Raw genomic sequence first — 23,169 nt, forward strand, 5'->3', positions numbered from 1 at the left:
ATAGTAATAGTGCTTGAAGTTAAGATACTCTTTTTAATTCAATCTCATTCGTGACGAGGATCGATGTACTTGGCGGCCTCGTCGAAACGACCGTAGTTGCCCGTGCATTTGGCGACGGCTTCGTTGGCGTCCACGCCCTTCTTGATCATTTCCATCATCGGCCCCATGCGCACAAATTCGTAGCCGATGATTTCACCGTCTTCATCCAGGGCAAGCTTGGTAATGTAGCCTTCAGCCATTTCCAGATAACGGGGCCCCTTGGCGCGGGTGCCGTACAGAGTGCCGATCTGGGAGCGGAGCCCCTTGCCGAGGTCTTCAAGACCGGCGCCGATGGGAAGCCCTCCTTCAGAGAAGGCGCTCTGGGTGCGGCCGTACACGATCTGCAGGAACAGTTCGCGCATGGCGGTGTTGATGGCGTCGCACACGAGGTCCGTGTTCATTGCTTCCAGTAAGGTCTTGCCGGGCAGGATTTCCGCAGCCATAGCGGCGGAGTGGGTCATGCCGGAGCAACCGCTGGTTTCCACAAGTGCTTCTTCAATAATGCCGTTTTTGACATTCAGCGTCAGTTTGCAAGTGCCCTGCTGGGGAGCGCACCAGCCCACGCCGTGGGTCAGGCCGGAGATATCCGTGATTTCCCTGGATTGCGTCCAGTTGCCTTCCTGCGGGATAGGGGCCGGACCATGGTTGCAGCCTTTCTTGACGCAACACATTTGTTCGATTTCGTGTGTAAACTGCATGGTATTAGGATGTTAATATGAAGTAGAGCCGCAGTCGTCGGACAGCCTCTACCTTGAGCGGGACGGATCATACCAGCAAAATTCCCGATTAGCAAACACGAATGATTGAAAAGCGGGTAAAAGGCCTCATAATCAGTAAGGAGTCCTGCCCTGCATGAAGTCACGCCCACACTGCCCCTTTCTCAACAAATTGGCGATCATCCTTATCCCAGTATTGATGATCGGCTTCTCCTTATTCATGTGGGCATGGCAGGTGGAACCCAGTCGTGTGGAAACCGTCACGACTGTGATGGAGATGCCTCAGTGGAAGGGAAAAGAAGGCCAGCCCCTCCGCATCGTGATTGCCGGAGATTTTCATCTGCGTCCAAACGGCGGGGATCTGGCCCGCAGGTACATGGAAACAATCATGGAAGCCCGGCCGGATATGATTTTCCTGCTGGGAGATTACGCCAACGGCCACACGCGGGAGAGCAGCATGGCCCCGGAAACGGCCCGGGAATATTTCAAGATGTTGAAAGCGCCTCTCGGCATTTTTGCCGTGCAGGGCAACCATGACCAGTATTACGGCTGGGACTTATGGCGCAACATGTTTGCCGGGCTGGGCATCCTGCCCATGTGGAATGATTCCCTGCTGCTGCACCTTCCCGGAGGGCGGGAGCTGCAGCTCTCCTCCGTCAGGGACGACTATCACCAGAGAATCAGGCAGGAGGAATTGCCACTGCGTTTTTCTCCGGATATTCCGCATATCCTTCTTTCACATGTACCCGATATTTTCCCCCTGCTGGCTCCCGGCGTGGCGGACGCCGTCATCAGCGCGCATACCCACGGAGGCCAGATATGCCTTCCCGGAGGCAGGCCCCTGGCAAACATCTCACGAGAGAAGGTCCAATTTTCCTATCCCTGGTCCCAGCTGAACGGAACCCCCTTCCTCATTACCCGAGGTCTGGGATGCAGCGTTCTTCCCCTGCGCTTTTGCTGCCCTCCGGAAATCATCGTGCTGGAAATTCAATAAGAAACAACTATCCGGATAACGCGCCGTCCCCTCATGCCCCTTATCTCTTATTCACATAATATTTACATATTGTTCACATCAATGTGCGCAGCCATGTTTCTGGAATCCTGCTCCACTCCGGCTGCGGCTCCGGTACCCGTGGCCGGCTGGTATGAAGGAACCATCTATGAAGACAAGCCTTTCTACATCACTAAAAATGCCGTCAGCTGGACCAGCGGAAGAAAAAAAGCGGATTTTGGCCGCTGGACGGCCGTCAGCGCATATGACTCATCCATACGCATGCAGGCGGAGGGCGGTCGTTTCTGCATTACTCCCGGCTATGGCTGGGACGGCGTCACGTGTAGTTCCACCCCTCCGGATATGCTCCTCCCTTCCCTGTTCCACGACGCCATGCTACACGCCAAAATGAACGGAGCGCCCATTTCCAGAAGCCAGATTGACCTGGCTTTTTACGATATCATGACCAGCCAAAATGCCCGCTGCAAGGGACTGTACTACCGTTTTGCACGTCTTTTCGGCTGGTGCTTCACCTTTCCACAGCATCCGAACACATTGATAATCAGAAAAAATTAGTGTAGATATCGGAAAAAATCCCGGAAAACCAGCTGCCCTGAAGGAAGAAAAATTCAACTGTCGTCCAGCTGTTTTGCCTTGCCTGAGCAGTTAATTTAATCAAGCTTCGTTATCAGACCAATCATCAGAACAGGCGCTTTTTCCTAGAAACAAGCCGGAACTCTCTTTTTCCAGTTCGGACACGGGAGGGAAGATAATCCCCTGTATTTTGGATTAAAGGAGGATAAAAGGAACAAACCCATTCCGGCGGAACAAAAAATCCGGGCTTATTCCTCAATTGGCGTGGCTTCGGGAATGTATTCATTCCCGGCTGGGGCCGTCCGGCGAATTTCCGTGACGAAGCCCAGCACACGGTCCACATCCAGTTGGGACAGGACGGAGCGGACATCATGATCTTCCAGAAAGCGGGTCAGCTTGACATCGTTGTAAAGGCCCTGCATATCCCCCTTCTGCACCAGAAGGCGGATGGCGGGGTCTTCGCTCAGGCTTTTCAGGCTTAGCACGCGGCTGGTAATGCGGGAGCGGGGCATGTAGCAGTCCAGCTGAGCGCGCCGCTGGTCAGAAAGCTCCGGCTGGAGCGTCACCAGATAGGCGATCATTTTTGCCAGGGAAAGCCGTTCCGGATCGTGCTCCGGAGATATCTTTTCCAGCCAGCTCAGGCGGGGATTGTCCATGATGGACTTCTTGACGGAATAAATGGCAGGGAGGGAAATGGTGCGGTTGGGGTCCATGTGGTACAGGGCCAGTTCACGGGCGCGGGTCATTTCCGCCATGGAGCCGTAAAAGAAGATGCACATGACTCCCACCCAGCATACGACTGCCGCCATCAGTACCGTTGTGACGATTCCCTTGGCACCCCCGAAACCCATGCGCCTCCCCCAGGAAAAGACATCGCTGAACCAGAAGAGACCGTGCATAAAGACAAAGAAGACCGCCGCCGCGCCTCCGACGGACAGCACGGTGACCATCCATTCCCGCGGGTCACTGGTGATGAAAGAGAGATAGGTGAAACCATATTTGGATAACCAGAAGTAAGCGGCTACGGAAGAGAGCACTGCCGCGCCGAACAGGAGCATCTTGATCATCCCCTTCAGCATGCCGAGCACAATGAAGCCCAGCAGCAATGCGCCCAGAACCAGGTAAAATGTGAGGGAGGAATCCATGAGTAACGGGAAAGAAGCCGTGAACCCGGTTGTTACAGCGCCCGCTGGCAGCGTTGGCGCAGGTAGTGGTCGCACAGGCAAAGCCAGGCCATGGCTTCCACAATGGGCACGGCGCGCGGCAGCACGCAGGCGTCATGCCGTCCCCTGCCCTTGAGCCGGGCATCTTCCCCATCCCTGTTGACCGTCTGCTGGTCGATCATCAAGGTGGCCGTAGGCTTGAAGCCGATGCGCATCAGAATGTCCTCTCCGTTGGAGATGCCGCCCTGAATACCGCCGGAGTGGTTGGTGGCGGTACGCACCCGGCCGCCCTGCATGTAAAAAGGGTCATTATGTTCCAGGCCGGTCATGTCCGCCGCTTCAAAACCGGAACCCACGGCGAAAGCCTTGGTGGCGGGAATGCTCATCATGGCGTGGGCAAGCGTAGCGTCCAGCTTGTCAAAGACGGGATCCCCCAGGCCGGGAGGACAGCCGCGCACCATGCATTTGACCACGCCGCCCAAGGAATTGCCGGAATCACGGGCTTCCTTGATGGCGGCGATCATGGCTTCCGCCGCAGAGGGATCCGCCGTACGGACGATATTGCTTTCAATGGCTGAAGCCGTCACGGCTCCCCAGTCCACGGAAGCTTTCACATGGTGAACCTGGTCCACCCAGGCCAGAACCTCCATATCGGGAAAAGCCTGCTTCAAGACGGCTTTTGCCACGGCTCCGGCTGCGACGCGGCCGATAGTTTCCCGTGCGGAGGCCCGGCCGCCGCCCGCCCAGGCGCGAATACCGTATTTAGCGTCGTATGTATAATCCGCATGGGAGGGCCGGTACGTGCTGGCCATCTCGTCATAGGCGGAGGAGCGATGGTCCTTGTTCCGGACACTGACGGCTATAGGCGTTCCCAGGGTTTTGCCGTCCAGCACTCCGGAAAGGATTTCCGCGCGGTCCTCTTCCTTGCGGGGGGTTACGATGTCGCTCTGCCCCGGCCTGCGCCGGTCCAGCTCCCGCTGAATGTCTTCTTCCGTCACCGGAACGAGAGACGGACAGCCGTCAATCACCACGCCTACCCCGGTTCCATGGGATTCACCCCAGGTAGAAATCTTGAACACCTGACCAAAGCTGCTGGACATGGCGGCATTCTAGACGGAGGCGTTCATCCGGTCAAGTCGCCGGCATCCGCAGCGGGACATAAAAAACACCCCGGTCCGCAAAGGACGGGGTGCTGAAAGAAAAGTGCTCCTTTAGAAAGCAATTGCCGTCTTAGTCCTTCAAGGCGGAAGAGGCCTTGAAAGCAACCGTCTTGGAGGCGGGGATATTGATCGTGTTGCCGGTCTTCGGGTTACGGCCGGTACGGGCCTCACGGGTCTTGGTAGCAAACGTACCAAAGCCGATGATCTGCACCTTGCCGGATTCTTTCACGCCTTCCTTAATGGATTCCAGCACAGCGGCCAGAGCTTCTTCAGCGTGCTTCTTGGTCGTATCGGCACCCAGCTTGCTTTGAATCAGTTCAATCAGTTGAGCCTTGTTCATAGGACTTCGGTGAATAGCATATGGAACTCTGACAGTAAAGAAAAAATGTGGTGTGATGAAAAATCCGGACTTAAAACAGCGTTAATTGTCATCATCCGGCAATCTTTCCACAGCGGCGCCGATTGCCAGGAGTTTTTCATCAATCATTTCATAGCCCCGGTCAATATGATACAGGCGGTGAATCTCCGTGGTGCCTTCCGCCTTCAGGGCTGCCAGCACCAGGGCGGCGGAAGCCCGCAGGTCGGAGGCCATGACGGGTGCGCCGCTGAGCGTTTCCACCCCGGAGATGACGGCAGTGCCGTTGTCCACCTTGATGTCCGCCCCCATGCGCTTGAGTTCGGAGCAGTGCATGAAACGCTGCGGGAAAATGGTGTCCTTCACCACGGAAATGCCCGGCGTCGTGGCGAAGAGAGCCGTCATCTGAGCCTGCATGTCCGTGGGGTAGCCGGGATACGGGGCTGTCTTGATTTCTCCGCATTTGGGAGTTTTCCCGGCAATGATGGTGACCGTATCCCCCCGTTCGTTGAATTCCACGTGGTGGCCGCATTTCCGGAGCAAATCCGTCACCACGGTCATATGTTCCTCACAGACGCGCCGCAGGGTCACGCCATCCCCCATCATGGCCGCCGCCACCATAAAGGTGCCGGCCTCAATGCGGTCCGGGATAACGGTATGGTTGCAGCCGCGGAGCTTTTCCACTCCCTCAATGACGATCCGGCGCGTTCCCGCACCCTGAATATTGGCACCCATCTTAATCAGGAAGTTCGCCAGATCCACCACTTCCGGCTCGGAGGCTGCGGATTCAATAACGGTGGTGCCTTTCGCCAATACGGCGGCCATCATTAAATTGTCCGTTCCCAGAACGGTGGGGCCGTGGTCGCCGCGCAAATCCACCGTGGCTCCTTTCAATCCCCCGGGAGCTTCAATAATCAGGTTGCCGCGCTCAATCTGCACCTGCGCTCCCAATGCCTGGATGGCCCTGATATGCAAATCCACAGGACGGTCGCCAATCACACAGCCGCCCGGCAGGGGAATCACACACCGCTGCATGCGGGCCATCAAAGGCCCCATCAGGCAGATGGAGGCGCGCATCTTGCGCACCTGTTCATAAGCGGCTTCGGAATGCAGGTTCCTGGCCTCCACGCGCACATTGCCACTGGACCGCTCCACGGAGGCTCCCAGCTGGCCCATGATCTGCACCATGAAATTGGTATCGGAAACATCCGGCACACGGCGCACCACTACAGGCTCATCCGTCAGCAGGGATGCGGCCAAAATAGGCAGGGAAGCATTTTTGGAACCGCTGATATTGACGGCTCCCCTCAGCGTAAAACCTCCATGTACGACAAGCTTCTCCATAGTGGGTGGCAATTAAGTGACGGATTCTACACATTTGACACGCCCATGCAACCCCAAAGAGCCCCCAGAACGGGACAATTTCCAAGTGGTTCTCTTCCCTGGAAAAGAGAGGATGAAAACAGCACGATAAATAAAACAGGAACCGACCAGGTTCTGTAAGCCAGATTTTGTCCGCCGGCCAGAGCCGGCTGTGCGGTCATTTTTCTCACGCGGACTGCGGTCAGGCGTTCCGCGCGCCCGTTCGTTTTCACGAAACGGATGCGACTAATACCCGGGGATCCGGCGGGCAGGCGACCCTTCCCCTGTTTGTCTTGCATCGCGCGGGGTTTACCATGCCTCCTTGGTCGCCCTCGGAGCGGTGAGCTCTTACCTCCCCTTTTCACCCTTGCCCGGCACGGGGGAGAACCCCATCCGGGCGGTTTGTTTTCTGTGGCACTTTCCGTCCGGGAACCCTTGGGAGATTCCCGTCTCCCGCTTTCACGGGACACGCTGCCTTGTGATGTCCGGACTTTCCTCTACTCCGGTCTGAAGACCGGAACAGCGACCACCCGAACCTGATCGGCAGGGACTACATACGCTTTCATCGGCTCGCGGTAAAGTCCAAAGCGGGCATGAAGAACATTTTGTTTCTTTCTTCCTTCTTCAAGCCAACAGGCGCCCTCTTTCCTGAACAAGGTAAAGCGGCCACAGGACTGCTCCCGTGGCCGCTCCAACTTACTACCTATGAAAACCAGCTTGATCCATTGATCCTGAAAAGCTCTCTCCTTCTTTTCAGGGGGATGCAGCCGATAACGCACATGAATATACGCCACCGTTCCGGAAAATCAACTCCATTCTGGGAAGCCCCCTGATGCGGCCGTCCGCCTCGTAATTGGCTTGATTCGGCAGCCGATACAGGGTAGTTCTTCCGGACGCTCATGAACCTTCATTCCCATTCCATTCCCTCCCTGCAAGGGGTACTGACCGTACCCGGAGACAAAAGCATTTCCCACCGCGCCGCCATTCTGGGTGGCCTGGCGAAAGGAGTGACGGAAGTGGATAATTTCCTATGCAGTGAAGATTGCCTGAATACCTTGCGCGCCATGGAGCAGCTGGGCGCCCAAGTGGATGTGCTGGAAGAACGGCAGGGATATGGCCCAGTACGCTTCCGGATAACGGGCGTCGCCATGAGCCCCAAGGCCTCTGAACGGCCCATTGACTGCGGCAATTCCGGCACGGGCATGAGACTGCTGGCCGGGATGCTGGCCGCCTGCCCTTTTGATTCGGAAATGTTTGGGGACGCCTCCCTGTGTTCCCGCCCCATGGGCCGCATCATGCAGCCGCTGGAACAAATGGGAGCGCGGATTGAGGCCAGGGGAACCAAATCGGGCTGTGCGCCGCTGAGCATTCACGGCGGGCGGGTGCACCCGATTTCCTACACGCTTCCCATGGCAAGCGCCCAGGTAAAAAGCGCCATTCTACTGGCGGGCATGTTTGCGGACGGCGCCACCACCGTGCGCCAGCCGGCCGTCACCCGCGACCACACGGAACGCCTGTTCCGTCATTTCGGCATTCCCTGCACCGTGGACGGCCTGACCGTCGGAACCTGCGGGCCGGCTCTCCCCGTCGCCCATGATTTGACAGTCCCGGCAGATATTTCCTCCGCAGCTTTCTGGATGGTGGCCGCCGCCGGCCGGCCGGGCTCCCGCCTGACGTTGCGCCAGGTGGGGCTGAACAAGACGCGGAACGCCGTCATCAGCGCGCTGCAAAGGATGGGCGCACGAATGGACATTGTGACCACTTCTCCGGCAGATGCCGGCGAACCATACGGAGATATTACCGTGTACGGCTCGGATTCCCTGCACGGCACCAGCCTCCTCCCGGAAGAAATCCCCAATCTCATTGACGAGATACCCATCCTGGCCGTAGCGGGAGCCCTGGGCCGGGGAGACTTCATCGTCCGAAACGCCCGCGAATTGCGCGTCAAGGAAACGGACCGCATCGCCACCACGGCAGCCAATCTCCGGCTCATGGGCGTGGATGTGGAAGAATTTGACGACGGCATGGTTGTTCACGGCGGCACCCCACTGAAAGGAACGGAATTATCCAGTTATGGGGACCACCGCATCGCCATGAGTTTCCTGGTGGCCGGGCTCAGCGCACAGGGAGAAACCGTGGTGACGGATACGGAATGCATCAATACGTCCTATCCCGGTTTTGAACGGGATCTGGCTCAGTTCCTGTAAAAAACGCAACATTCCAGCCGGATTTTACCCTGTTCATGGAATAATACCGGAACAGGAAAAGAATCTTGCGGCATTCCGGCAGCGTTATACTTTCCCTTCCTCCCCCACTTCTCTGGCGCGGCATAAATCCCGCCAGCCGGGAAAATTCCATTTGTTGGGAAAATCCCGGCACTGGCGGGGTTTAACGGGATTGATCCGGCAGCCGTCTTTCGTCAGCATCATGCAGGCTCCGTCCTCCGCGTCCCTGATGGACAATCCGCGCCGGTTGGCTCTCAACCGGCAGCATGTGTCAATAAAAACCTGTTCGTCCATGTGCAGGAAACGGGAAATCTCGCGGATTTCATCCGCTTCAATGCACACATCCCCGGCCCAGCGGCAGCATGCGCCGCATCTGGTGCATTCATACCGCACCGCTTTTCCTCCGTCCTCCATACGCATTTAAGTGAAAATTCCGCTGATGACGCCTATGTTCATATGGGCATCCCTCCATCGCGGGCTATTGACGGCATGTTCAAAATCCTGCGGCAATTTCCCGATGGAGCCGGGAGCCTGCTCCAGCCCCGCCAGAATCTGCCTGATTCTGGAACGCGCGATGAGCGTAGGCTGATTGGTCCACTGGAAAACCTCGCTGTCAATGATATAGCCTTCATCAATCCTGGTAATGTACTGGGGAAAGCGAAGATGCGGGTTCTGCTCCACATAAACGCAGCGGCCTATCGAACGCTTGGAGCGGAAAGGATGGAAAAAGCGCCGGATGCTTTTAATCCAGTCAGGCGCTTCCGACAACCCTTCCGCATGCACCCACATGGTAGCCAGCTGCTCCACGGGATAAAAATAGGAATATGTATAGGCGGCCTTGTAACGCGTGCAACCGCGCCATGCATGGCGCAGGCGCACCATATCCGCCTGGCCGGAAATCAGCAGCTCCAAGGCCCGTTTCAACTGCTTTTCCAGATTTTCCCCGCGCAGATGCTCCCAGATCATGCAATCATCCTCCGCCAGCAGCACGTAATCCGTATCAAGAGCGTTGACCGCCGTATGGAGAGCCCCTATAAAACCGCCTTCCACCGGAGAGGCCACCGCGGAAAGTCCATGGGAAAGGGCCGTCTCCCGCACCTTGGCGGCGCTTTCCGGAAAAACGGCGCAAGCTTTGTCAAAATAGCCAAGCAGCCCGGACCTGCCATAGGAAGCCAGAGTCATGGCCAGCGTATAAGGGGCGTTATCACACAGCAGGGCCAAGCCGACTGTTTTATCTTGAAAGAGAATTCCCATCACGTAGAGCGTTTTTGCAGTCTAAGACAACAGGAAGCACGTTTCCAAGCAAAATAATTTTAAACAAATGTACTTTTTCCTTGCCGCTTTTCAGGCGAAGGGAAAAGATAATTCACCCCGTTTCGTCATCATGAAAGCATACGTTATCTTAAAAAACTCACTGCTGGCGGCCGCTATCGGCTGTGCTTTGTCCAGCTGCTACGATCCTTATTATGACCATTTCAGCGTGTCAGGCTCCTACAGCAGCGGCGGTTCCAGCGTATCGTACATGTATGACAGCTCCGGCTATCCTATTTACGGATATTATGGAGGAAGGCCCATCTATGCCTATGACACGTTCGGAAGCCCCATTTACTCCATCAACCTGATTCGTCCGAATTATTATATCCCCACGTGGGGGCCGGCTCCTTATTACCGCGGGCATTATGTCCGTTCCCACCATTGCCGGCCCATGGCAAGACCGCCGATGAAACCCCAGTTCAGGCCCGACCACTTCCGTCCGGGAAACAACAGGCCGGCCCCACACCCCGTACGGCCCAATCAGCGGCCGAACGTCGGAAAACCCGGCAATTCTCATCGGCCTCCGGTACACCATCCGGGAATCAACCAGCCCGGACGGCCTTCGCGCCCTTCCGCCAATCATCCTTCCCGTCCCGGCGGCTCGAATCGTCCCGGCATCAGCCGCCCGGAAGTCAATCGTCCCTCCAGACCGGATTTCGGACGTCCCAGCCGACCTTCCTCCCCGCCGGCTTCAAGGCCTTCCTCCCACAATCCGGGACACTCCGGCGTCAACCGTCCCGGCAGGCCCTCTTCCGTTTCCAGGCCTTCTTCCCCGCCCCATTCCGTCAACGCACCTGGCAGGCCGTCCTCCCGCCCTTCATCTGCGCCATCCCGTCCGTCTCCTTCTCCTAAACCTTCCAATCCCGGGCATTCCCACGGAACGCACAGAAGATAAGCTTTCCTGAACTGCCATTCATTGCAGGGCTGTGTTGCTCCGGGGATGCAAGATAGCCCTGCGTCATGGTTTTGTCCAGACAGCGGTCATTCTTCTCCGGGATTGTTCCAGACCCGTTTCCTTGTGGGGGGATCCGCCTTGCCTGGGAAGAAGCGTTTTCCGGCATTCAAACGCCGGAAAACGTCTTTCAATGCACCAGTCCCATAGACAGAAGGACCAGGGTCACAATGCCAATGGCGATACGGTACCAGCCGAATATGGAAAAACTGTGCCTTTGCAAATAGGATACCATCCATTTTACAGCCAGCCATGCGGAAAGCCAGCTGACCGCCGTTCCCACGGCCAAAGCTTCCCAGCCGAAGGATTCAAGCATCAGCGCACCGTCCTTATACGCATCATGGACCGTGGCTGCGCCCAGGGTTATCAATCCCAGCAAAAAGCTGAACTCCACGGCCGCCTCCACGCTCAACCCCACGAACATGCCTCCCAGCATGGTCATCAGGCTCCGGCTGGTGCCGGGGATCATGGCCACGCACTGGAGCGCGCCCACCGTCAGCGCTTTGGCCGGCGTCAGGCTTTCAATGGAAGCGCCGGAGTTCCCTTCATTGGAACGGCCCTCCCTGGCGCGCCAGGCGCAATACGCCAGAATAACGCCTCCCCCCACGATCCATGAATAAGCCACCGTGTACGTATTGAACAGATACTCCTTGATCAGGGAGGCGCAGCACAGGCCCACCACGGCGGCCGGAAGAAAGGCCAGAATAATGTTGACCAGCAGTTTCAGCCCGGCGGGGTTCTTGCCGCGCACGCCCTGCGCCATGGTTTTTACCCGGGGAAAATACAGGCTCAGCACCGCCAGGATGGCTCCCCCCTGGATGCAGACGGCCAGGGCGTCCAGGGCTTCCTTGCTCTGAGACATGTTCAACAGGGATTCCGTCAGGAGCAGATGCCCCGTGGAGCTGACCGGCAAGTATTCGGTCAGGCCTTCCACAATACCCAGAATAATAATTTCCAGAAGATTCATAATGTTGATGCGTGTTGGATGTAGTTACTGGTTGTAGGGAGAATTGTTGTTGTTGAAATCTTCTTCAAACCGGGCGATTTCCTCCCGGGTGCGCGCGGCCTCCTTGCGTTCATGCATCCAGGCGAGAATGATGCATATTTCATACAGCGCATACATGGGAACGGCCATCAGCATCATGGTGGCCACGTCCGGCGTAGGGGTGATGATCGCAGCCAGGATAGCGATAGCCACAATGGCATAGCGTCTCGTGGACTTCATCATATCATAGGTCAGCACTCCCAGCTTGACGAAGGGCATCACCACCACAGGCAGTTCAAAAGCCAGGCCGAACATCAAAATCATCTGCGTGGCGAAGGACAGATAATAACCGATGCGCCATTCATTGGAAATGCCGAATTCCAGGGAATAAGTGTAGAAAAACGCCAGTACCCGCGGAAGCACAATGAAATAACAAAACAGCGTCCCGGCCAGGAACAGGCCGAAACCGACAGCCATGCACTTATACAACAGGTGGCGTTCATGTTCCAGCAATCCCGGAATGATGAATTGAAGCAGGAAGTACAGCAGAAGGGGGAAAGAAATCACCACCCCGGCATACAGGGAAAGCTTGATGGTCAGCATGAATGCCTCCCCTGGCTGGAACGCGCTCATCATCTTGAGGGCCCCCCGCCCCGTTCCGTCCGCCAGAACGGCTCCTTGGGCATACAGGGCTTCCGCCAGATCCCGCACGGACGCGGAAGGGCTTCCTTCCCTGATGAAAATCTGTTTCCTGTCCTCCGGCAGCGGCTGCGCGCCGCGAAGCACCAGGGCCGCCTCCGTCAAATCTGCCTGGGACGGGGAAACCTGGCGGAGAAACAATTCCCGCTGGGAAGCTCCCAGGCCCGTCATGGCCGTTGCCATTTCCTTGGCCTTACCCCAGGCCTCCAGGCCAATCCCTGCCGGAAGATGGGATTCCTCAAACATATCCCACACCTGGTTGACGGGGCGTCTCAGGATATCCATCAGATTGGACGCAAACCCGGCACACAGAATCGTGCTGACGGTCAGGCACAGCGCCATCCTCAGCAGCATGGTCCGCAGGTCGTCCAGATGCTCCAGAAAGGGCTTTTCCTCATCTTCCCTCTTAATCTGCCACTTCTCCCGCAGACGGAATATGTGTTTTAAAAAGAACACGGCGTTAAATGAAGCCTAAAAACCCTCTCCAGGCAAGCCGCAAGGCCGACAACGTCCTAAAAAATCCACTGCCTCCGCACCCCCGTTTTTTGGCATGCACCCCCTGTATCTGCTTGACGCGGGCAGACAGGCCCTTACTCTCTTACCCATCATGAGTCACGTCAGAACAAGATTCGCACCTTCCCCCACGGGCTACCTTCACATTGGGGGCGCCCGCACCGCCCTGTTCAACTGGCTGTTCGCCCGCAAGATGGGGGGAACCTTCATCCTCCGCATTGAAGATACGGACAACGCCCGCAACACGGAGGAGGCTACCCGCGCAATCTTCACCGGGATGGAATGGCTGGGGCTGGACTGGGATGAGGGCCCCATGAAAGGCGGCGATTGCGGCCCCTATTTCCAAAGCCAGCGCAACGACATTTACGACGCCTACTTCAAGAAGCTTCAGGACGCCGGCCGCGTGTACGAAGACGGCGGAGCCTGGCGTTTCCGCTTTGACCGCTCCAAACCCGTCACCTTCCATGACCTGATTTGCGGAGACATCACCATTGACTACCGGGACGCTTCCAACACGCCGGACATGGCTATCCGCCGTGCGGACGGTTCCTACATCTTCCACTTTGTCAACGTGGTGGACGATATTGAGATGAAAATGACCCACGTCATCCGCGGGGAAGACCACATCATGAACACGCCCAAGCACATCCAGCTGTTTGAGGCTTTCGGCGTCACCCCCCCGGTTTTCGCCCACATGCCGCTGATTTTGAACCAGGACGGCTCCAAAATGTCCAAGCGCGACGTGGGCGCCGCCCTGGGAACTTACCCGGAAGAAGGCTTTCTGCCGGAAGGCGTCATGAACTTCCTGGCCCTGCTGGGCTGGTCCCCCAAGGACGATACGGAAATCTTCTCCCCGCAGGAGCTGATCGAACGCTTCTCTCTGGAAGCCGTCAACCACTCCGCAGCCAAATTTGACATCACCAAATGCCGCTGGGTCAACCAGCAGCATATCATCGCCCTGCCTGCGGAAGAATTCGCTCTCCGGGCACGGCCTTTCTGTCTGAAATCCGGTTTGCCGGATTCCCCGATTCTGGACGCCGCCATCGCCACCGTGCAAACGAAAGTGCAGACCCTGGCGGAAGTTCCGGATAAAATCCGCTTCTTTTTTGACCTGGACATGGATCCGGAAGCTGTCTCCAAGGTTCAGCCGGAAGCGCTGGAACTGCTTTCCAAACTGGCTGACAGGCTGGAACAGGAACCGGAATGGGACGGACATGAACTCATCGGCGTGCTGAAAGCCTTTGCCAAGGAAAACGGCGTCAAAATGGGAGCCGTGATGTTCCCTGCCCGGGTGGCTCTCACCGGGTTAAGCGGAGGCCCGGATCTTTCCTCCGTCTTTTCCCTGCTGGGCCGGGAGGAAACCGTAAAGAGAATCCGCTCCTTTTCTCTGAACTGATTCCCGCAGGAATCAGCTTTCTCTTCAAACGCTTCGGAGGATTTCCGGAGCGTTTCCTGTTTACAAAGGGGCATTCCCCGGGAATTTGGAAAATGCCCCGCCCTTTCCATACGGCTTGCTCTGAAAAAACGGGCTTCTCCTTGTGAAGCTCCCCTCCGTCAGCAGGAGAATATATAACCTTGACCGTAATGCCCGCAGCCCCTAGAACAGGGACCATTCATGAGCATCCCTGATTACCGGATCTTTTTCCGCCTCTGCGCCGCCTTTTTTCTGGCGGGGTTTCTGGCCTCAGGTTCTGTGTCCGCACAGCAGGCGGAACCGCCTTCCGCCGCCCCGGAACAGCCCCAGGCGCAGCCGGATCAATCGGAAATGGATGCGGTTATCATGGCCCTGTGCCATGAAATCACCATCCTGAAAAAGAATGAGGAAAAAAGGATGGCCGTCCGGGAAGTGCTGGTGAAGAACGCGGACGCCACCTACAATTATTTTGACACCAGGGTATATGAAATGTCCGCCGTGCTTTACGCCCTGGACGATCAAAAAATCTTTACGCTGGCTTTTTACTGCAAGGCAGCCACCAGGCTGGTGGAAATGTATTACGCCCAAAAACCGGACTTCCAGGAACAGGAGGAGCGGCTGGGCAAGGAAATAGAACGCATTAAAAAACTGGCGGAATCCCTGGAGGAAGTCGACACGGCCAACCTGTCGGAACCATCCCTGGTGCAAAGGGATGAAGCTCTGTATGCCTGCCAGGAACTGGAAAAATCCCTTCAGGAAGAAAAGGAGCAGTTCATTTACCTTAAGGAACTTTTCAATAATCTGAACAGGAAGATAGACACGCTGAACTATGAAAGCGCCCAAATGTTCACCTCCCTGTTCAACAGGATATTTTACACCCCGTCCCATGCGGCCAGGTATATCTTTCTCAAGCCGCTCAAGACGTATGAAATATGCATGAGCGTATGGGAAACATCCGCGGACAGCAAGCTCCAGCTTCCATCAGACTCGGAAACGCTCAAACACTACGGCCTTATCCTGCTGGGCATCATCCTGTGCTCCTACTGCCTTGCCCGCTTCATTGTCTTCCTGGGCTTCAAAAAAACGCTGAAAAAGACGGGCAACTACAACAAGCGTCATGCGTTCACCAACGTCACCACCATTCTTATCGTGGCGCTGATCCTCGTCATTGCCTCACTGCGCACGCCGAACTACCTGCTGGAGAGCGCGGCTTCCCTGGGCGCGGAATTCCTTCTGCTGGTCAGCGCCATCCTGTTCTCCCTGGTCACGCGCCTCCCCTACGGCACCATTAACTCCGGCATCCGCATCTACATGCCCTACCTTCTTCTGGGCGGATTCTTCATGCTTCTGCGCATGTTCATGGCCCCCAACATTATCGTGGATATTTCCATGCCCATCCTGTTCACGCTGGTTTCCCTCTTCTCCCTGCTGACCTGGGTGCGGCAGCGGCACAAGCTGCCCCGGCTGGACCGTTTCTTCTCCACCGTATCTTTGGTGTTTACTATCCTGGGCAGCGTTCTGTGCTGGACTGGATTCAGTTTCATGGCCTTCCTGGTGCTGATGACCTGGATCATGCTGATGACCAGCATCCTGTTGCTGGTGGGCCTGTGGGATCTGCTCCACCACTATGAAAAACGCCGGAAGGAACGGAACAAGCGGGTCATCCTGTGGTTCCGCCCTTTCGTCTCCAAGCTGGCGCTTCCCTGCCTGACCATCTTCCTCATCCTGTTCAGCCTCATCTGGCCCGCCGCCACCTTCGACATGGGGGACCTCATCATCAATAAAATTTTCGCCGCCACGGAAATCAAGGATCTGTTCACTTTCAGCTGGAGCAGCGTCATCACGGTCATCCTGATTGCCATTGTTCTCAACTACCTGATATTCCTGGGGAAAAATACGCTGCACGAAGTCTATGGAGAAGATTATGAAGTAGGCATCATCCCCACCTTCGTGACGCTCTCCTCCCTTTTTCTCTGGGGGCTCTTCGTCTTTACGGCGCTCATCATCATGAACGCCAATTACAACGGGCTGCTGATGGTCATGGGGGGCTTGAGCATGGGCATCGGCTTTGCCCTGAAAGACACCATTGAGAATATCATCTGCGGCCTCTCCCTGATGCTGGGGCGCCTGCGCCAGGGCGACATGATTGAATGCGACGGCTACCGGGGCCGCGTCTCCTCCCTGGGCTACCGCTCCACCATGATCGAGACGCTGGACGGCTCTATCATCGCCTTCCAGAACTCCCAGCTCTTCAACAAGAACTTCCGCAACATGACCCGCAACCATAAATTCGAATGCGTGAAGGTGGAAGTGGGCATTTCCTACGGAACGGACGTGGAAAGGGCGCGTAAAATCATTCTGGAAACGCTGGCTTCCCTGCCCTTCCTTTCCAAGGTCAAAAAAACCAGCGTGGTGCTGGACAATTTCGGAGACAGTGCCGTCAATCTGGGCGTATGGGTCTGGGTTCCCGTCATGACAAAATCCTCCAGTCTTTCCTCCGTGCGGGAACACATCTATAATGCGTTCAACGAACACGGCATTTCCATTCCGTTCCCTCAACAGGACCTGTACGTGAAAGAATTCCCCGGCGAAGAACCCGTCCTGGAAAAAGGCGCCCCCGTCCAGGGGGCCTGAACCATCCATTACCATACTACATCAACCATGTCCGACGACCATCTGACTCTATTAGGCTCTCAAAGCTCCTTCTTCACCAGCCCTGACGACGCCAGGCTGGAATCCTTCCCCAACCGCGGCACGCGTCCCTACACCATCACGCTGGACACCCATGAATTTTCCTCCCTCTGCCCCGTTACCGGGCAACCGGATTCCTGCCGCCTGACGATCACCTACGTTCCCGCGGAAAAGTGCGTGGAAACCAAATCCCTCAAATACTATCTGGCCTCCTACCGCAACTACCCGGCTTTCAACGAACAAATCGTCAACCGCATCACGGATGATCTGGTGGCCGCCATTTCCCCGCGGTGGCTGAAGGTGGAAGGACGTTTCTCCCCCCGCGGCGGCATCCAGCTGACCGCTGTTGCCGAACACAATCCGGAAAACCGCCCTCTTTAATCCAGACCATGGACAAGATGGAAACAGCCGTACTGCTCAGCGGGGGCCTGGACTCCAGCGTAGCCCTGCACTGGGCGCACAGGAACCACCGCGTCCGGGTGGCCCTCAGCTTTGACTATGCCTCCAACCACGCGGAACGGGAACTGGAATGCGCTGCCTGGCAGGCCGCCAGCCTGGGTATAGAGCACCGCGTGATTGACATCTCCTCCATCTCCGCCCATTTGAAATCCGCCCTTCTCTCCGGCGCGGACGATATTCCGGACGGTTCCTATGATGAAGAACTGATGAAACAGACCGTCGTCCCCTTCCGCAACGGCATCTTCCTGTCCATCGCCGCCGGGGTTGCGGAAAGCTGCGGAGCGCAGCAGCTCGTCATTGCGGCCCATTCCGGTGATCATAGCATCTATCCGGACTGCCGGGAGGAATTCATGGCCGCCATGACGGAGGCCATTCGCCTGGGAACCTACGCCGGTCTGGGCATCCTGCGCCCTTTCATCCACATGTCCAAGAGCGGCATCGCCGCCATGGGCCAGGATTTGGGCGTGGACTTTTCCCGCACCTATTCCTGCTACAAGGGCGGAGCCGTCCACTGCGGCGTCTGTTCCACCTGCATGGAACGCCGGGAAGCCTTCAGGGAAGCCGGGATTCCGGATCCAACGGCTTATGCGCCTGCGAAATAGCAGTTAAATGCCAGTAATGACCCGCCAAGGGAAAATCCCCGGCCTCCGGCCGGAGGGATGCGCCTATGCTTCAATGACATCGGGAAAACGCGCGGCAAGAGACCTCCGCACTCTTGCCGCCACTTCTTCCTCTCCGGCGTCTGCTTCTACGCGGAGCATCCAGGGAGCATGGACGGAAGCAAACACGCTGCGGCAGGCCGCCAGACCCTCTTCCGTCTCAAAAGCGTCGCGTTCCCCGCGGTTTCCGATGCGTTCCAACGCCGCGGAAACGGGAATATCCAGCCAGACCACGGCATCCGGCACCGGGGCAAACTCTTCATTGGCGGCGCGGATGTCCTGCGGGTCTATGCCGCGCGCGCCCTGGTAAGCCATCATGGAAAGATAGTAGCGATCCAGCAGAACCCATGCCCCCCGCGCCAATGCGGGAGCAATCAGCGTCTTTACATGTTCCCTCCTGTCTTTCAGGAACAGGGCCACTTCCTCCTCTGCGGAAAGGCGTCCGGTCACGGCGGAATCCCGGAGCATCCGGCCCCACCGGCCGCGCGTGGGTTCAAAACTCTGCACCACTTCCAGCCCCTTCCCCTCCAGATACTTCCGCAAGTGGCCGATGTGGGTGGACTTGCCCGTGCCGTCAATACCTTCAAAGACGACCAGCCTCCCCTTTCTTTCTCCTGTAAAACTCATGGCTCAAAAGTGTAGCGGCGCCCCGGCTCAGGAACGACGATGGTGGAATCCGGCATTTTGGCGGATAACGTATGGCGCATCCACTCCACGGCATCCGGGTCCCCGTGCACCAGAACCACCTGCCTGGGATTCAGCTTCACGGCATAATTGACCAGGGCATCCCGGGTGGCATGCCCGGAAAAATCAAAACAGTCCACGGTGCACTTGCGGCGCACCGGCTGCCCCTTGGGCCGCATTTTCACCAGTTCCCCTTCAGGCGTTGCCTTCAACAGTCCCGCGGGAGAATCAGGATCCGCATATCCTACGAACAAAATAGCGTTCTTCTCCTGGGGAAGAACCTGTTCCGCCATAACGTTGGAAAGCGTGTTTTCCGTCATCATGCCGCTGGACACCACGTAAATATTCCCCGGTGAACACACCAGCGGAGCTTTTCCCTTGCGCGGAAGGGGCACGGTCTGAATCTCCTCCTTCAGTTTGAATTCATGGTCATGCCTGCGCGTTGACCCGGCAAAACGGTCGTACAACAGGGAAACTTTCGCGCTCAGACCGCCGAAGTACACGGGAGTATTGGCGGGAATCACCCCCATCTGCTTGAAACGGTGGATATTGAACAGCATCTCCTGGCTCTTGCCGATGGCGAATACCGGAATCAGTACGGCGCCGCCGCGCTCCAGCGTCTCCGCAATCGCTTTCCCGAACCTCACCATCTCTTCCGGCCTGGAATAGTGGGCGCTGCGCTGGAAACCGCCGCGCGTGCACTCCATCACCAGCGTATCTACGCCGGATTCCGGAAAATCAGCCCCGGGAATCATGCTCTGGTCCTCAAACTGCACGTCCCCCGTGTAAAATACGGTATGGCCGCTCTCGCTCTCCAGCATCACGCCGGCAGACCCCAGGATGTGCCCGGCATCATAAAACGTGGCCAGCACGTTCTGACGAAAGCCCACGCGGAACACTTCGTTGCAGGATTTGGCATTCCAGGCGTCGCTCAATCTGTCCAGATCGTTATGGGTGAAAAAAGGATACTCCACAATGCCCAGGTCCAGCCTCTTGGCGCTCATCACATTCACGGAATTGTGCAGCATCACTTCAGACAGGGCTGCCGCGGCGGGCGTCATGAACACCTCCGCCGCAGGCTGTTTCTCCTGAAGCACGGGCAGCGTCCCCAGATGGTCCAGGTGGGAATGGCTTAAAAAAACGGCTTCCACGGAATTAGGTTCCAGGGAATCAAAGTCCGGCATGGCCGCCTTCCCCTCCTTCTTGGGGTGCATCCCGCTGTCAAGCACGATCCTGGTGCCGTCCATCTCAAGCAAATAGCAATTGGCCCCAATTTCCTCGGCTCCGCTGATATTGGTGAAACTGATCATTATATGCCGCAGAAGAGTCCCCCGTGCCTCCCGCCGTGTCAATGCCGCAAGCCCGGGCATTCCTCTTCCGGGAAAGGAACGCGGGCAGATGGGGAAGACGCTATCTTCTACCCTGCGGAACGTTGTCGCGGCTGGTGGGAACAGGCTCGGAAAACGGCAGGGACAAGACAAATGTTCCGGTTCCTTCCGCGTTTCCCGGCGCCTGTCCTCTTCCATTCCTCTTGCCGATGACAATGCCGGGAAAAGGGATACCCGCACAGCGCAATCGCCGCAAACGCTGCGCGTAAGAAAACACACACCCGAAGGAAGCCGGTAATTGCTCTGGACGCAGCCGGGGGCGCATGAGATAATGACGGAAGAGTTACCCTTCCATTTACGGCAAATTCCCCCCCCTGCAGCCCCATGAAAAACAGGTTTCCCATTCCACCCAACGGCTCCAGGCAGCAACTCCTGGTCAGAGCCGTCAATTACTTCCGCAGCCGGGAAGGAGAACCGCGCCTTTTCACCAAACGCAAGATTGTTCTCCTCATCCTGACCGCTCTCTACGCTTTTTCCCCCATTGACTTGATTCCGGATTTCATTCCCGGATTTGGACAAATAGACGACCTGACCGTCATCGCTTTCACTTTCCTGGCCCTGTTCATGCCTCCCATCAGGGAAGATGGCTCCCATGAAGATCCGGAACCCTGAATTCCGCTACGCGCAACATCTCATGAGCGGTTCCTCCACCACCTTTTTCCATTCCCCCGCTGTCGTCGCCCTGGCCAGGGGAGCCGTTCTGATCGGTGTGCTGGCCGTATTGTTCTGGTGTGTGCGCTCCTGCATCACCGCCCCGGCGGAAAAGCCGATGGCTGTAGCGGAAAAACTGATTGAAGCCGGCAGGGAAATGGGCCTTACCCTGATCAATAAGGGATTCTCCTCCAACCACGGCAGCGTGGCCCTGGTGGTGCAGAAGGATGAAAAAGTCGCCAATCTGGTTACCGTGGAACGGACTTTTGAATATGAATACCGTTATTCCACCACCTGGTGGTGGAGCAGAAAAACGCTGGTTCTGAAAGCGGCCTACCGCGCCCACGGAGGCATCAACCTGGAAGGGCCCGAACCTCTTCGGATTATCATTCCCGCAGACAACAAAAACTCCATTACGGCGGAGGGCCTTCATGGAACGCTGATTTCCTGCGAGATGGTGGAGGGTTCCCTGCGCATCGTGAAGGACGACGCCGGCATCTGGAACAGGCTGACTTCCGAAGATGCCGCCATTGCCGTCAACCAACTGAACGAAAACGCCCGGAAGCACATCATGGAGAGCGGCCTGAAACATCAGGCAGAAGAAAATTTCCTCAAACGCCTCCGGGAAGAAGCCGGTCAGCCGGAACAGCCGTCCGGGAAGGACCGCTGGTTTTGACACGCCCATGCGGGGGAGATAGGGAAAACATTTCCAATCCAGTTGCTGCACAAGCCTGCAAAACCCCATGAAACACAATCCCCCATTCCGCTCTTTTATCTTGCCAAACCGGGCTGTGTCCTATAAAGGAACGCACGTCATGGCCAATTTAACATTCACCCCTCCCGCAGACGGTGCAGCCGTCACCATGCAGAACGGCAGGCTTTGCGTTCCAGACAGACCCGTCATTCCTTTCATCATTGGTGACGGAACCGGTCCTGAAATATGGGCGGCGGCTTCCCGCGTCATTGATGCAGCCGTAGCCAAGGCCTATCAGGGCAGGCGTTCCATCGCGTGGTATGAAGTTTTCGCCGGGCAGAAGTCTTTTGATAATCTGGGCACCTGGCTTCCGAATGAGACGGTGGAAGCTTTCCGCAAGTACCTCATCGGCATCAAGGGCCCCCTCACCACCCCGGTGGGCGGAGGCATCCGCAGCCTGAACGTCACGCTGCGGCAGGATCTGGACCTGTTTGTCTGCCTGCGTCCCGTGCGCTATTTCAATGGCATTGAAACTCCCGTCAAGGCTCCGGAAAAAGTGGACATGGTTGTTTTCCGTGAAAATACGGAAGACATCTACGCCGGGATCGAATTCAAGGAAGGCACGGAGGACGCCAAGCTGTTTTTTGATACCATGAGCCGCATTTTCCCGGACCGCATGAAAAAGGTGCGTTTCCCGGAAAGCTCCGGCTTCGGCATCAAGCCCGTTTCCCGTGAAGGCACGGAGCGCCTGGTGCGCGCCGCCATTGACTATGCCGTGAACAACGGAAGGAAGAACGTCACGCTGGTGCACAAGGGCAACATCATGAAGTTCACGGAAGGCGGCTTCCGTGACTGGGGATACGATGTCGCGCGGCGCGAATACGGCGCCATCCCCATCGGGGACGGCCCCTGGCTGAAACTTCCCAACGGTATCGTCATCAAGGATTGCATTGCGGACGCCTTCCTTCAGGAAATTCTGCTCCACCCGGAAAACTTCGACGTAGTAGCCACGCTGAATCTGAACGGAGATTACATATCCGACGCCCTGGCGGCGCAGGTAGGCGGCATCGGCATCGCTCCCGGAGGCAACATCAACTACCTGACGGGGCATTCCATTTTTGAAGCTACGCACGGCACCGGTCCAAAACTGGCCGGACTAAACAAGGCCAACCCCAGCTCCGTCATCCTGTCCGCGGAGATGATGTTGCGCTACATGGGCTGGACGGAAGCCGCCGACCTGCTGATTCAGGCCATCGACCGGGTAATTTCCGAAAAAACGGTCACGTTCGACCTTGCGGAAATGATTCCCGGTTCCACGGAACTTACCTGCTCCGCCTACGGGGACAAGCTGGTGGAAGCCCTGAGCTGACCTTTTTCCCAAACCTCTTTCATCAGGCTGCCTTCCGGCATATGGTTCGGAGGGCAGTCTTTTTTGTTGCAGCGGACCCCAGCCCCCCTGTC

At 57.0% G+C, this 23,169-nt stretch carries 22 protein-coding genes and 1 other RNA gene; 11 read left to right on the forward strand and 12 right to left on the reverse strand.

Annotated elements, in window-relative coordinates; all coding sequences use genetic code 11:
* Positions 1-44 precede the first annotated feature (44 nt).
* Positions 45-737 carry an iron-sulfur cluster assembly scaffold protein gene (locus CI070_RS04915; RefSeq protein WP_094137058.1) on the reverse strand — a complete coding sequence of 231 codons (693 nt, stop codon included), beginning with the start codon at positions 735-737 and terminating at the stop codon, positions 45-47.
* A 154-nt stretch (positions 738-891) separates the two neighbouring features.
* Between CI070_RS04915 and CI070_RS04920 the strand changes: the two genes are divergently transcribed.
* Both CI070_RS04920 and CI070_RS04925 read left to right on the forward strand, forming a co-directional pair.
* On the forward strand, positions 892-1,749 hold the full coding sequence (locus CI070_RS04920; RefSeq protein ID WP_094137059.1) for a metallophosphoesterase: 858 nt from the start codon (positions 892-894) through the stop codon (positions 1,747-1,749).
* A gap of 93 nt (positions 1,750-1,842) precedes the next feature.
* Complete coding sequence (locus CI070_RS04925) at positions 1,843-2,322, forward strand: hypothetical protein (RefSeq protein WP_094137060.1); 480 nt, start codon at positions 1,843-1,845, stop codon at positions 2,320-2,322.
* 266 nt (positions 2,323-2,588) lie between these two features.
* Here the strand turns inward: CI070_RS04925 and CI070_RS04930 are convergent, their stop codons facing one another.
* The 5 genes from CI070_RS04930 to rnpB all read right to left on the reverse strand — a co-directional run bounded on the left by CI070_RS04930 (position 2,589) and on the right by rnpB (position 6,922).
* On the reverse strand, positions 2,589-3,485 hold the full coding sequence (locus CI070_RS04930; RefSeq protein ID WP_094137061.1) for a hypothetical protein: 897 nt from the start codon (positions 3,483-3,485) through the stop codon (positions 2,589-2,591).
* A gap of 32 nt (positions 3,486-3,517) precedes the next feature.
* Positions 3,518-4,603, reverse strand: coding sequence for a chorismate synthase (gene aroC / locus CI070_RS04935; protein ID WP_094137062.1), 1,086 nt, complete (start codon positions 4,601-4,603; stop codon positions 3,518-3,520).
* 130 nt (positions 4,604-4,733) lie between these two features.
* Positions 4,734-5,003: an HU family DNA-binding protein gene (locus CI070_RS04940; RefSeq protein ID WP_012420924.1), complete on the reverse strand. Its 270-nt coding sequence runs from the start codon at positions 5,001-5,003 to the stop codon at positions 4,734-4,736.
* Between the two features lie 81 nt (positions 5,004-5,084).
* Positions 5,085-6,362, reverse strand: a complete 1,278-nt coding sequence (gene murA, locus CI070_RS04945; RefSeq protein ID WP_094137063.1) for a UDP-N-acetylglucosamine 1-carboxyvinyltransferase — start codon at positions 6,360-6,362, stop codon at positions 5,085-5,087.
* Positions 6,363-6,502: 140 nt separating this feature from the next.
* An RNA gene (gene rnpB, locus CI070_RS04950) (RNase P RNA component class A) lies at positions 6,503-6,922 on the reverse strand.
* 357 nt (positions 6,923-7,279) lie between these two features.
* Between rnpB and aroA the strand changes: the two genes are divergently transcribed.
* Positions 7,280-8,587, forward strand: coding sequence for a 3-phosphoshikimate 1-carboxyvinyltransferase (gene aroA, locus CI070_RS04955; protein WP_094137064.1), 1,308 nt, complete (start codon positions 7,280-7,282; stop codon positions 8,585-8,587).
* A gap of 84 nt (positions 8,588-8,671) precedes the next feature.
* On the opposite strand, the gene CI070_RS04960 is transcribed toward aroA, so the two are convergent.
* Complete coding sequence (locus CI070_RS04960) at positions 8,672-9,025, reverse strand: YkgJ family cysteine cluster protein (RefSeq protein ID WP_094137065.1); 354 nt, start codon at positions 9,023-9,025, stop codon at positions 8,672-8,674.
* Positions 9,026-9,862, reverse strand: coding sequence for a hypothetical protein (locus tag CI070_RS04965; RefSeq protein ID WP_143245698.1), 837 nt, complete (start codon positions 9,860-9,862; stop codon positions 9,026-9,028).
* A gap of 127 nt (positions 9,863-9,989) precedes the next feature.
* Here CI070_RS04965 and CI070_RS04970 point away from each other — a divergent pair, with 127 nt between their 5' ends.
* A complete protein-coding gene (locus CI070_RS04970) occupies positions 9,990-10,814 on the forward strand; it encodes a hypothetical protein (RefSeq protein WP_143245699.1) in 825 nt (274 codons plus the stop codon).
* 187 nt (positions 10,815-11,001) lie between these two features.
* On the opposite strand, the gene CI070_RS04975 is transcribed toward CI070_RS04970, so the two are convergent.
* Both CI070_RS04975 and tatC read right to left on the reverse strand, forming a co-directional pair.
* Positions 11,002-11,838 carry an undecaprenyl-diphosphate phosphatase gene (locus CI070_RS04975; protein ID WP_094137068.1) on the reverse strand — a complete coding sequence of 279 codons (837 nt, stop codon included), beginning with the start codon at positions 11,836-11,838 and terminating at the stop codon, positions 11,002-11,004.
* 24 nt (positions 11,839-11,862) lie between these two features.
* Positions 11,863-13,011 (reverse strand): twin-arginine translocase subunit TatC, encoded by a 1,149-nt coding sequence (gene tatC / locus CI070_RS04980; protein ID WP_094137069.1) that lies wholly within the window; start codon positions 13,009-13,011, stop codon positions 11,863-11,865.
* A 151-nt stretch (positions 13,012-13,162) separates the two neighbouring features.
* On the opposite strand from tatC, the gene gltX reads away from it, so the two are divergent.
* The 4 genes from gltX (at position 13,163) to queC (ending at position 18,234) form a co-directional block, all read left to right on the forward strand.
* Positions 13,163-14,464, forward strand: coding sequence for a glutamate--tRNA ligase (gltX, locus tag CI070_RS04985; protein WP_094137128.1), 1,302 nt, complete (start codon positions 13,163-13,165; stop codon positions 14,462-14,464).
* A gap of 219 nt (positions 14,465-14,683) precedes the next feature.
* Entirely contained in the window at positions 14,684-17,116 is a 2,433-nt protein-coding gene (locus CI070_RS04990) for a mechanosensitive ion channel domain-containing protein (protein ID WP_094137070.1), read from the forward strand.
* 27 nt (positions 17,117-17,143) lie between these two features.
* Complete coding sequence (gene queF, locus CI070_RS04995; RefSeq protein ID WP_094137071.1) at positions 17,144-17,554, forward strand: preQ(1) synthase; 411 nt, start codon at positions 17,144-17,146, stop codon at positions 17,552-17,554.
* 8 nt (positions 17,555-17,562) lie between these two features.
* Positions 17,563-18,234 carry a 7-cyano-7-deazaguanine synthase QueC gene (gene queC / locus CI070_RS05000; RefSeq protein WP_094137072.1) on the forward strand — a complete coding sequence of 224 codons (672 nt, stop codon included), beginning with the start codon at positions 17,563-17,565 and terminating at the stop codon, positions 18,232-18,234.
* A gap of 63 nt (positions 18,235-18,297) precedes the next feature.
* Here the strand turns inward: queC and tmk are convergent, their stop codons facing one another.
* Positions 18,298-18,918: a dTMP kinase gene (tmk, locus tag CI070_RS05005; protein WP_094137073.1), complete on the reverse strand. Its 621-nt coding sequence runs from the start codon at positions 18,916-18,918 to the stop codon at positions 18,298-18,300.
* Entirely contained in the window at positions 18,915-20,285 is a 1,371-nt protein-coding gene (locus CI070_RS05010) for an MBL fold metallo-hydrolase (RefSeq protein ID WP_179218515.1), read from the reverse strand. The genes tmk and CI070_RS05010 overlap by 4 nt, the downstream gene beginning before the upstream one ends.
* 402 nt (positions 20,286-20,687) lie before the next feature.
* Here CI070_RS05010 and CI070_RS05015 point away from each other — a divergent pair, with 402 nt between their 5' ends.
* From CI070_RS05015 to icd, 3 genes are all read left to right on the forward strand, one after another.
* Positions 20,688-20,975: a YkvA family protein gene (locus CI070_RS05015; RefSeq protein ID WP_094137075.1), complete on the forward strand. Its 288-nt coding sequence runs from the start codon at positions 20,688-20,690 to the stop codon at positions 20,973-20,975.
* The gene (locus CI070_RS05020) at positions 20,956-21,690 is read left to right on the forward strand and encodes a DUF4230 domain-containing protein (protein WP_094137076.1); all 735 of its coding nucleotides are present in this window, start codon (positions 20,956-20,958) and stop codon (positions 21,688-21,690) included. Before CI070_RS05015 ends, CI070_RS05020 begins: the two co-directional genes overlap by 20 nt.
* Before the next feature lie 139 nt (positions 21,691-21,829).
* Positions 21,830-23,077 carry an NADP-dependent isocitrate dehydrogenase gene (gene icd / locus CI070_RS05025; protein ID WP_094137129.1) on the forward strand — a complete coding sequence of 416 codons (1,248 nt, stop codon included), beginning with the start codon at positions 21,830-21,832 and terminating at the stop codon, positions 23,075-23,077.
* The last annotated feature ends 92 nt before the right edge of the window (positions 23,078-23,169 follow it).

It is taken from the genome of Akkermansia muciniphila (assembly GCF_900184965.1).
Classification (GTDB): domain Bacteria; phylum Verrucomicrobiota; class Verrucomicrobiia; order Verrucomicrobiales; family Akkermansiaceae; genus Akkermansia; species Akkermansia muciniphila_A.

Bases quoted from the DNA above. Each gene is read 5' to 3' on its own strand.
- CI070_RS04915 (WP_094137058.1), bottom strand. From the start codon at position 737: ATGCAGTTTACACACGAAATCGAACAAATGTGTTGCGTCAAGAAAGGC.
- CI070_RS04920 (WP_094137059.1), top strand. From the start codon at position 892: ATGAAGTCACGCCCACACTGCCCCTTTCTCAACAAATTGGCGATCATC.
- CI070_RS04925 (WP_094137060.1), top strand. From the start codon at position 1,843: ATGTTTCTGGAATCCTGCTCCACTCCGGCTGCGGCTCCGGTACCCGTG.
- CI070_RS04930 (WP_094137061.1), bottom strand. From the start codon at position 3,485: ATGGATTCCTCCCTCACATTTTACCTGGTTCTGGGCGCATTGCTGCTG.
- aroC (WP_094137062.1), bottom strand. From the start codon at position 4,603: ATGTCCAGCAGCTTTGGTCAGGTGTTCAAGATTTCTACCTGGGGTGAA.
- CI070_RS04940 (WP_012420924.1), bottom strand. From the start codon at position 5,003: ATGAACAAGGCTCAACTGATTGAACTGATTCAAAGCAAGCTGGGTGCC.
- murA (WP_094137063.1), bottom strand. From the start codon at position 6,362: ATGGAGAAGCTTGTCGTACATGGAGGTTTTACGCTGAGGGGAGCCGTC.
- aroA (WP_094137064.1), top strand. From the start codon at position 7,280: ATGAACCTTCATTCCCATTCCATTCCCTCCCTGCAAGGGGTACTGACC.
- CI070_RS04960 (WP_094137065.1), bottom strand. From the start codon at position 9,025: ATGCGTATGGAGGACGGAGGAAAAGCGGTGCGGTATGAATGCACCAGA.
- CI070_RS04970 (WP_143245699.1), top strand. From the start codon at position 9,990: ATGAAAGCATACGTTATCTTAAAAAACTCACTGCTGGCGGCCGCTATC.
- CI070_RS04975 (WP_094137068.1), bottom strand. From the start codon at position 11,838: ATGAATCTTCTGGAAATTATTATTCTGGGTATTGTGGAAGGCCTGACC.
- gltX (WP_094137128.1), top strand. From the start codon at position 13,163: ATGAGTCACGTCAGAACAAGATTCGCACCTTCCCCCACGGGCTACCTT.
- CI070_RS04990 (WP_094137070.1), top strand. From the start codon at position 14,684: ATGAGCATCCCTGATTACCGGATCTTTTTCCGCCTCTGCGCCGCCTTT.
- queF (WP_094137071.1), top strand. From the start codon at position 17,144: ATGTCCGACGACCATCTGACTCTATTAGGCTCTCAAAGCTCCTTCTTC.
- queC (WP_094137072.1), top strand. From the start codon at position 17,563: ATGGACAAGATGGAAACAGCCGTACTGCTCAGCGGGGGCCTGGACTCC.
- tmk (WP_094137073.1), bottom strand. From the start codon at position 18,918: ATGAGTTTTACAGGAGAAAGAAAGGGGAGGCTGGTCGTCTTTGAAGGT.
- CI070_RS05010 (WP_179218515.1), bottom strand. From the start codon at position 20,285: ATGATCAGTTTCACCAATATCAGCGGAGCCGAGGAAATTGGGGCCAAT.
- CI070_RS05015 (WP_094137075.1), top strand. From the start codon at position 20,688: ATGAAAAACAGGTTTCCCATTCCACCCAACGGCTCCAGGCAGCAACTC.
- CI070_RS05020 (WP_094137076.1), top strand. From the start codon at position 20,956: ATGAAGATCCGGAACCCTGAATTCCGCTACGCGCAACATCTCATGAGC.
- icd (WP_094137129.1), top strand. From the start codon at position 21,830: ATGGCCAATTTAACATTCACCCCTCCCGCAGACGGTGCAGCCGTCACC.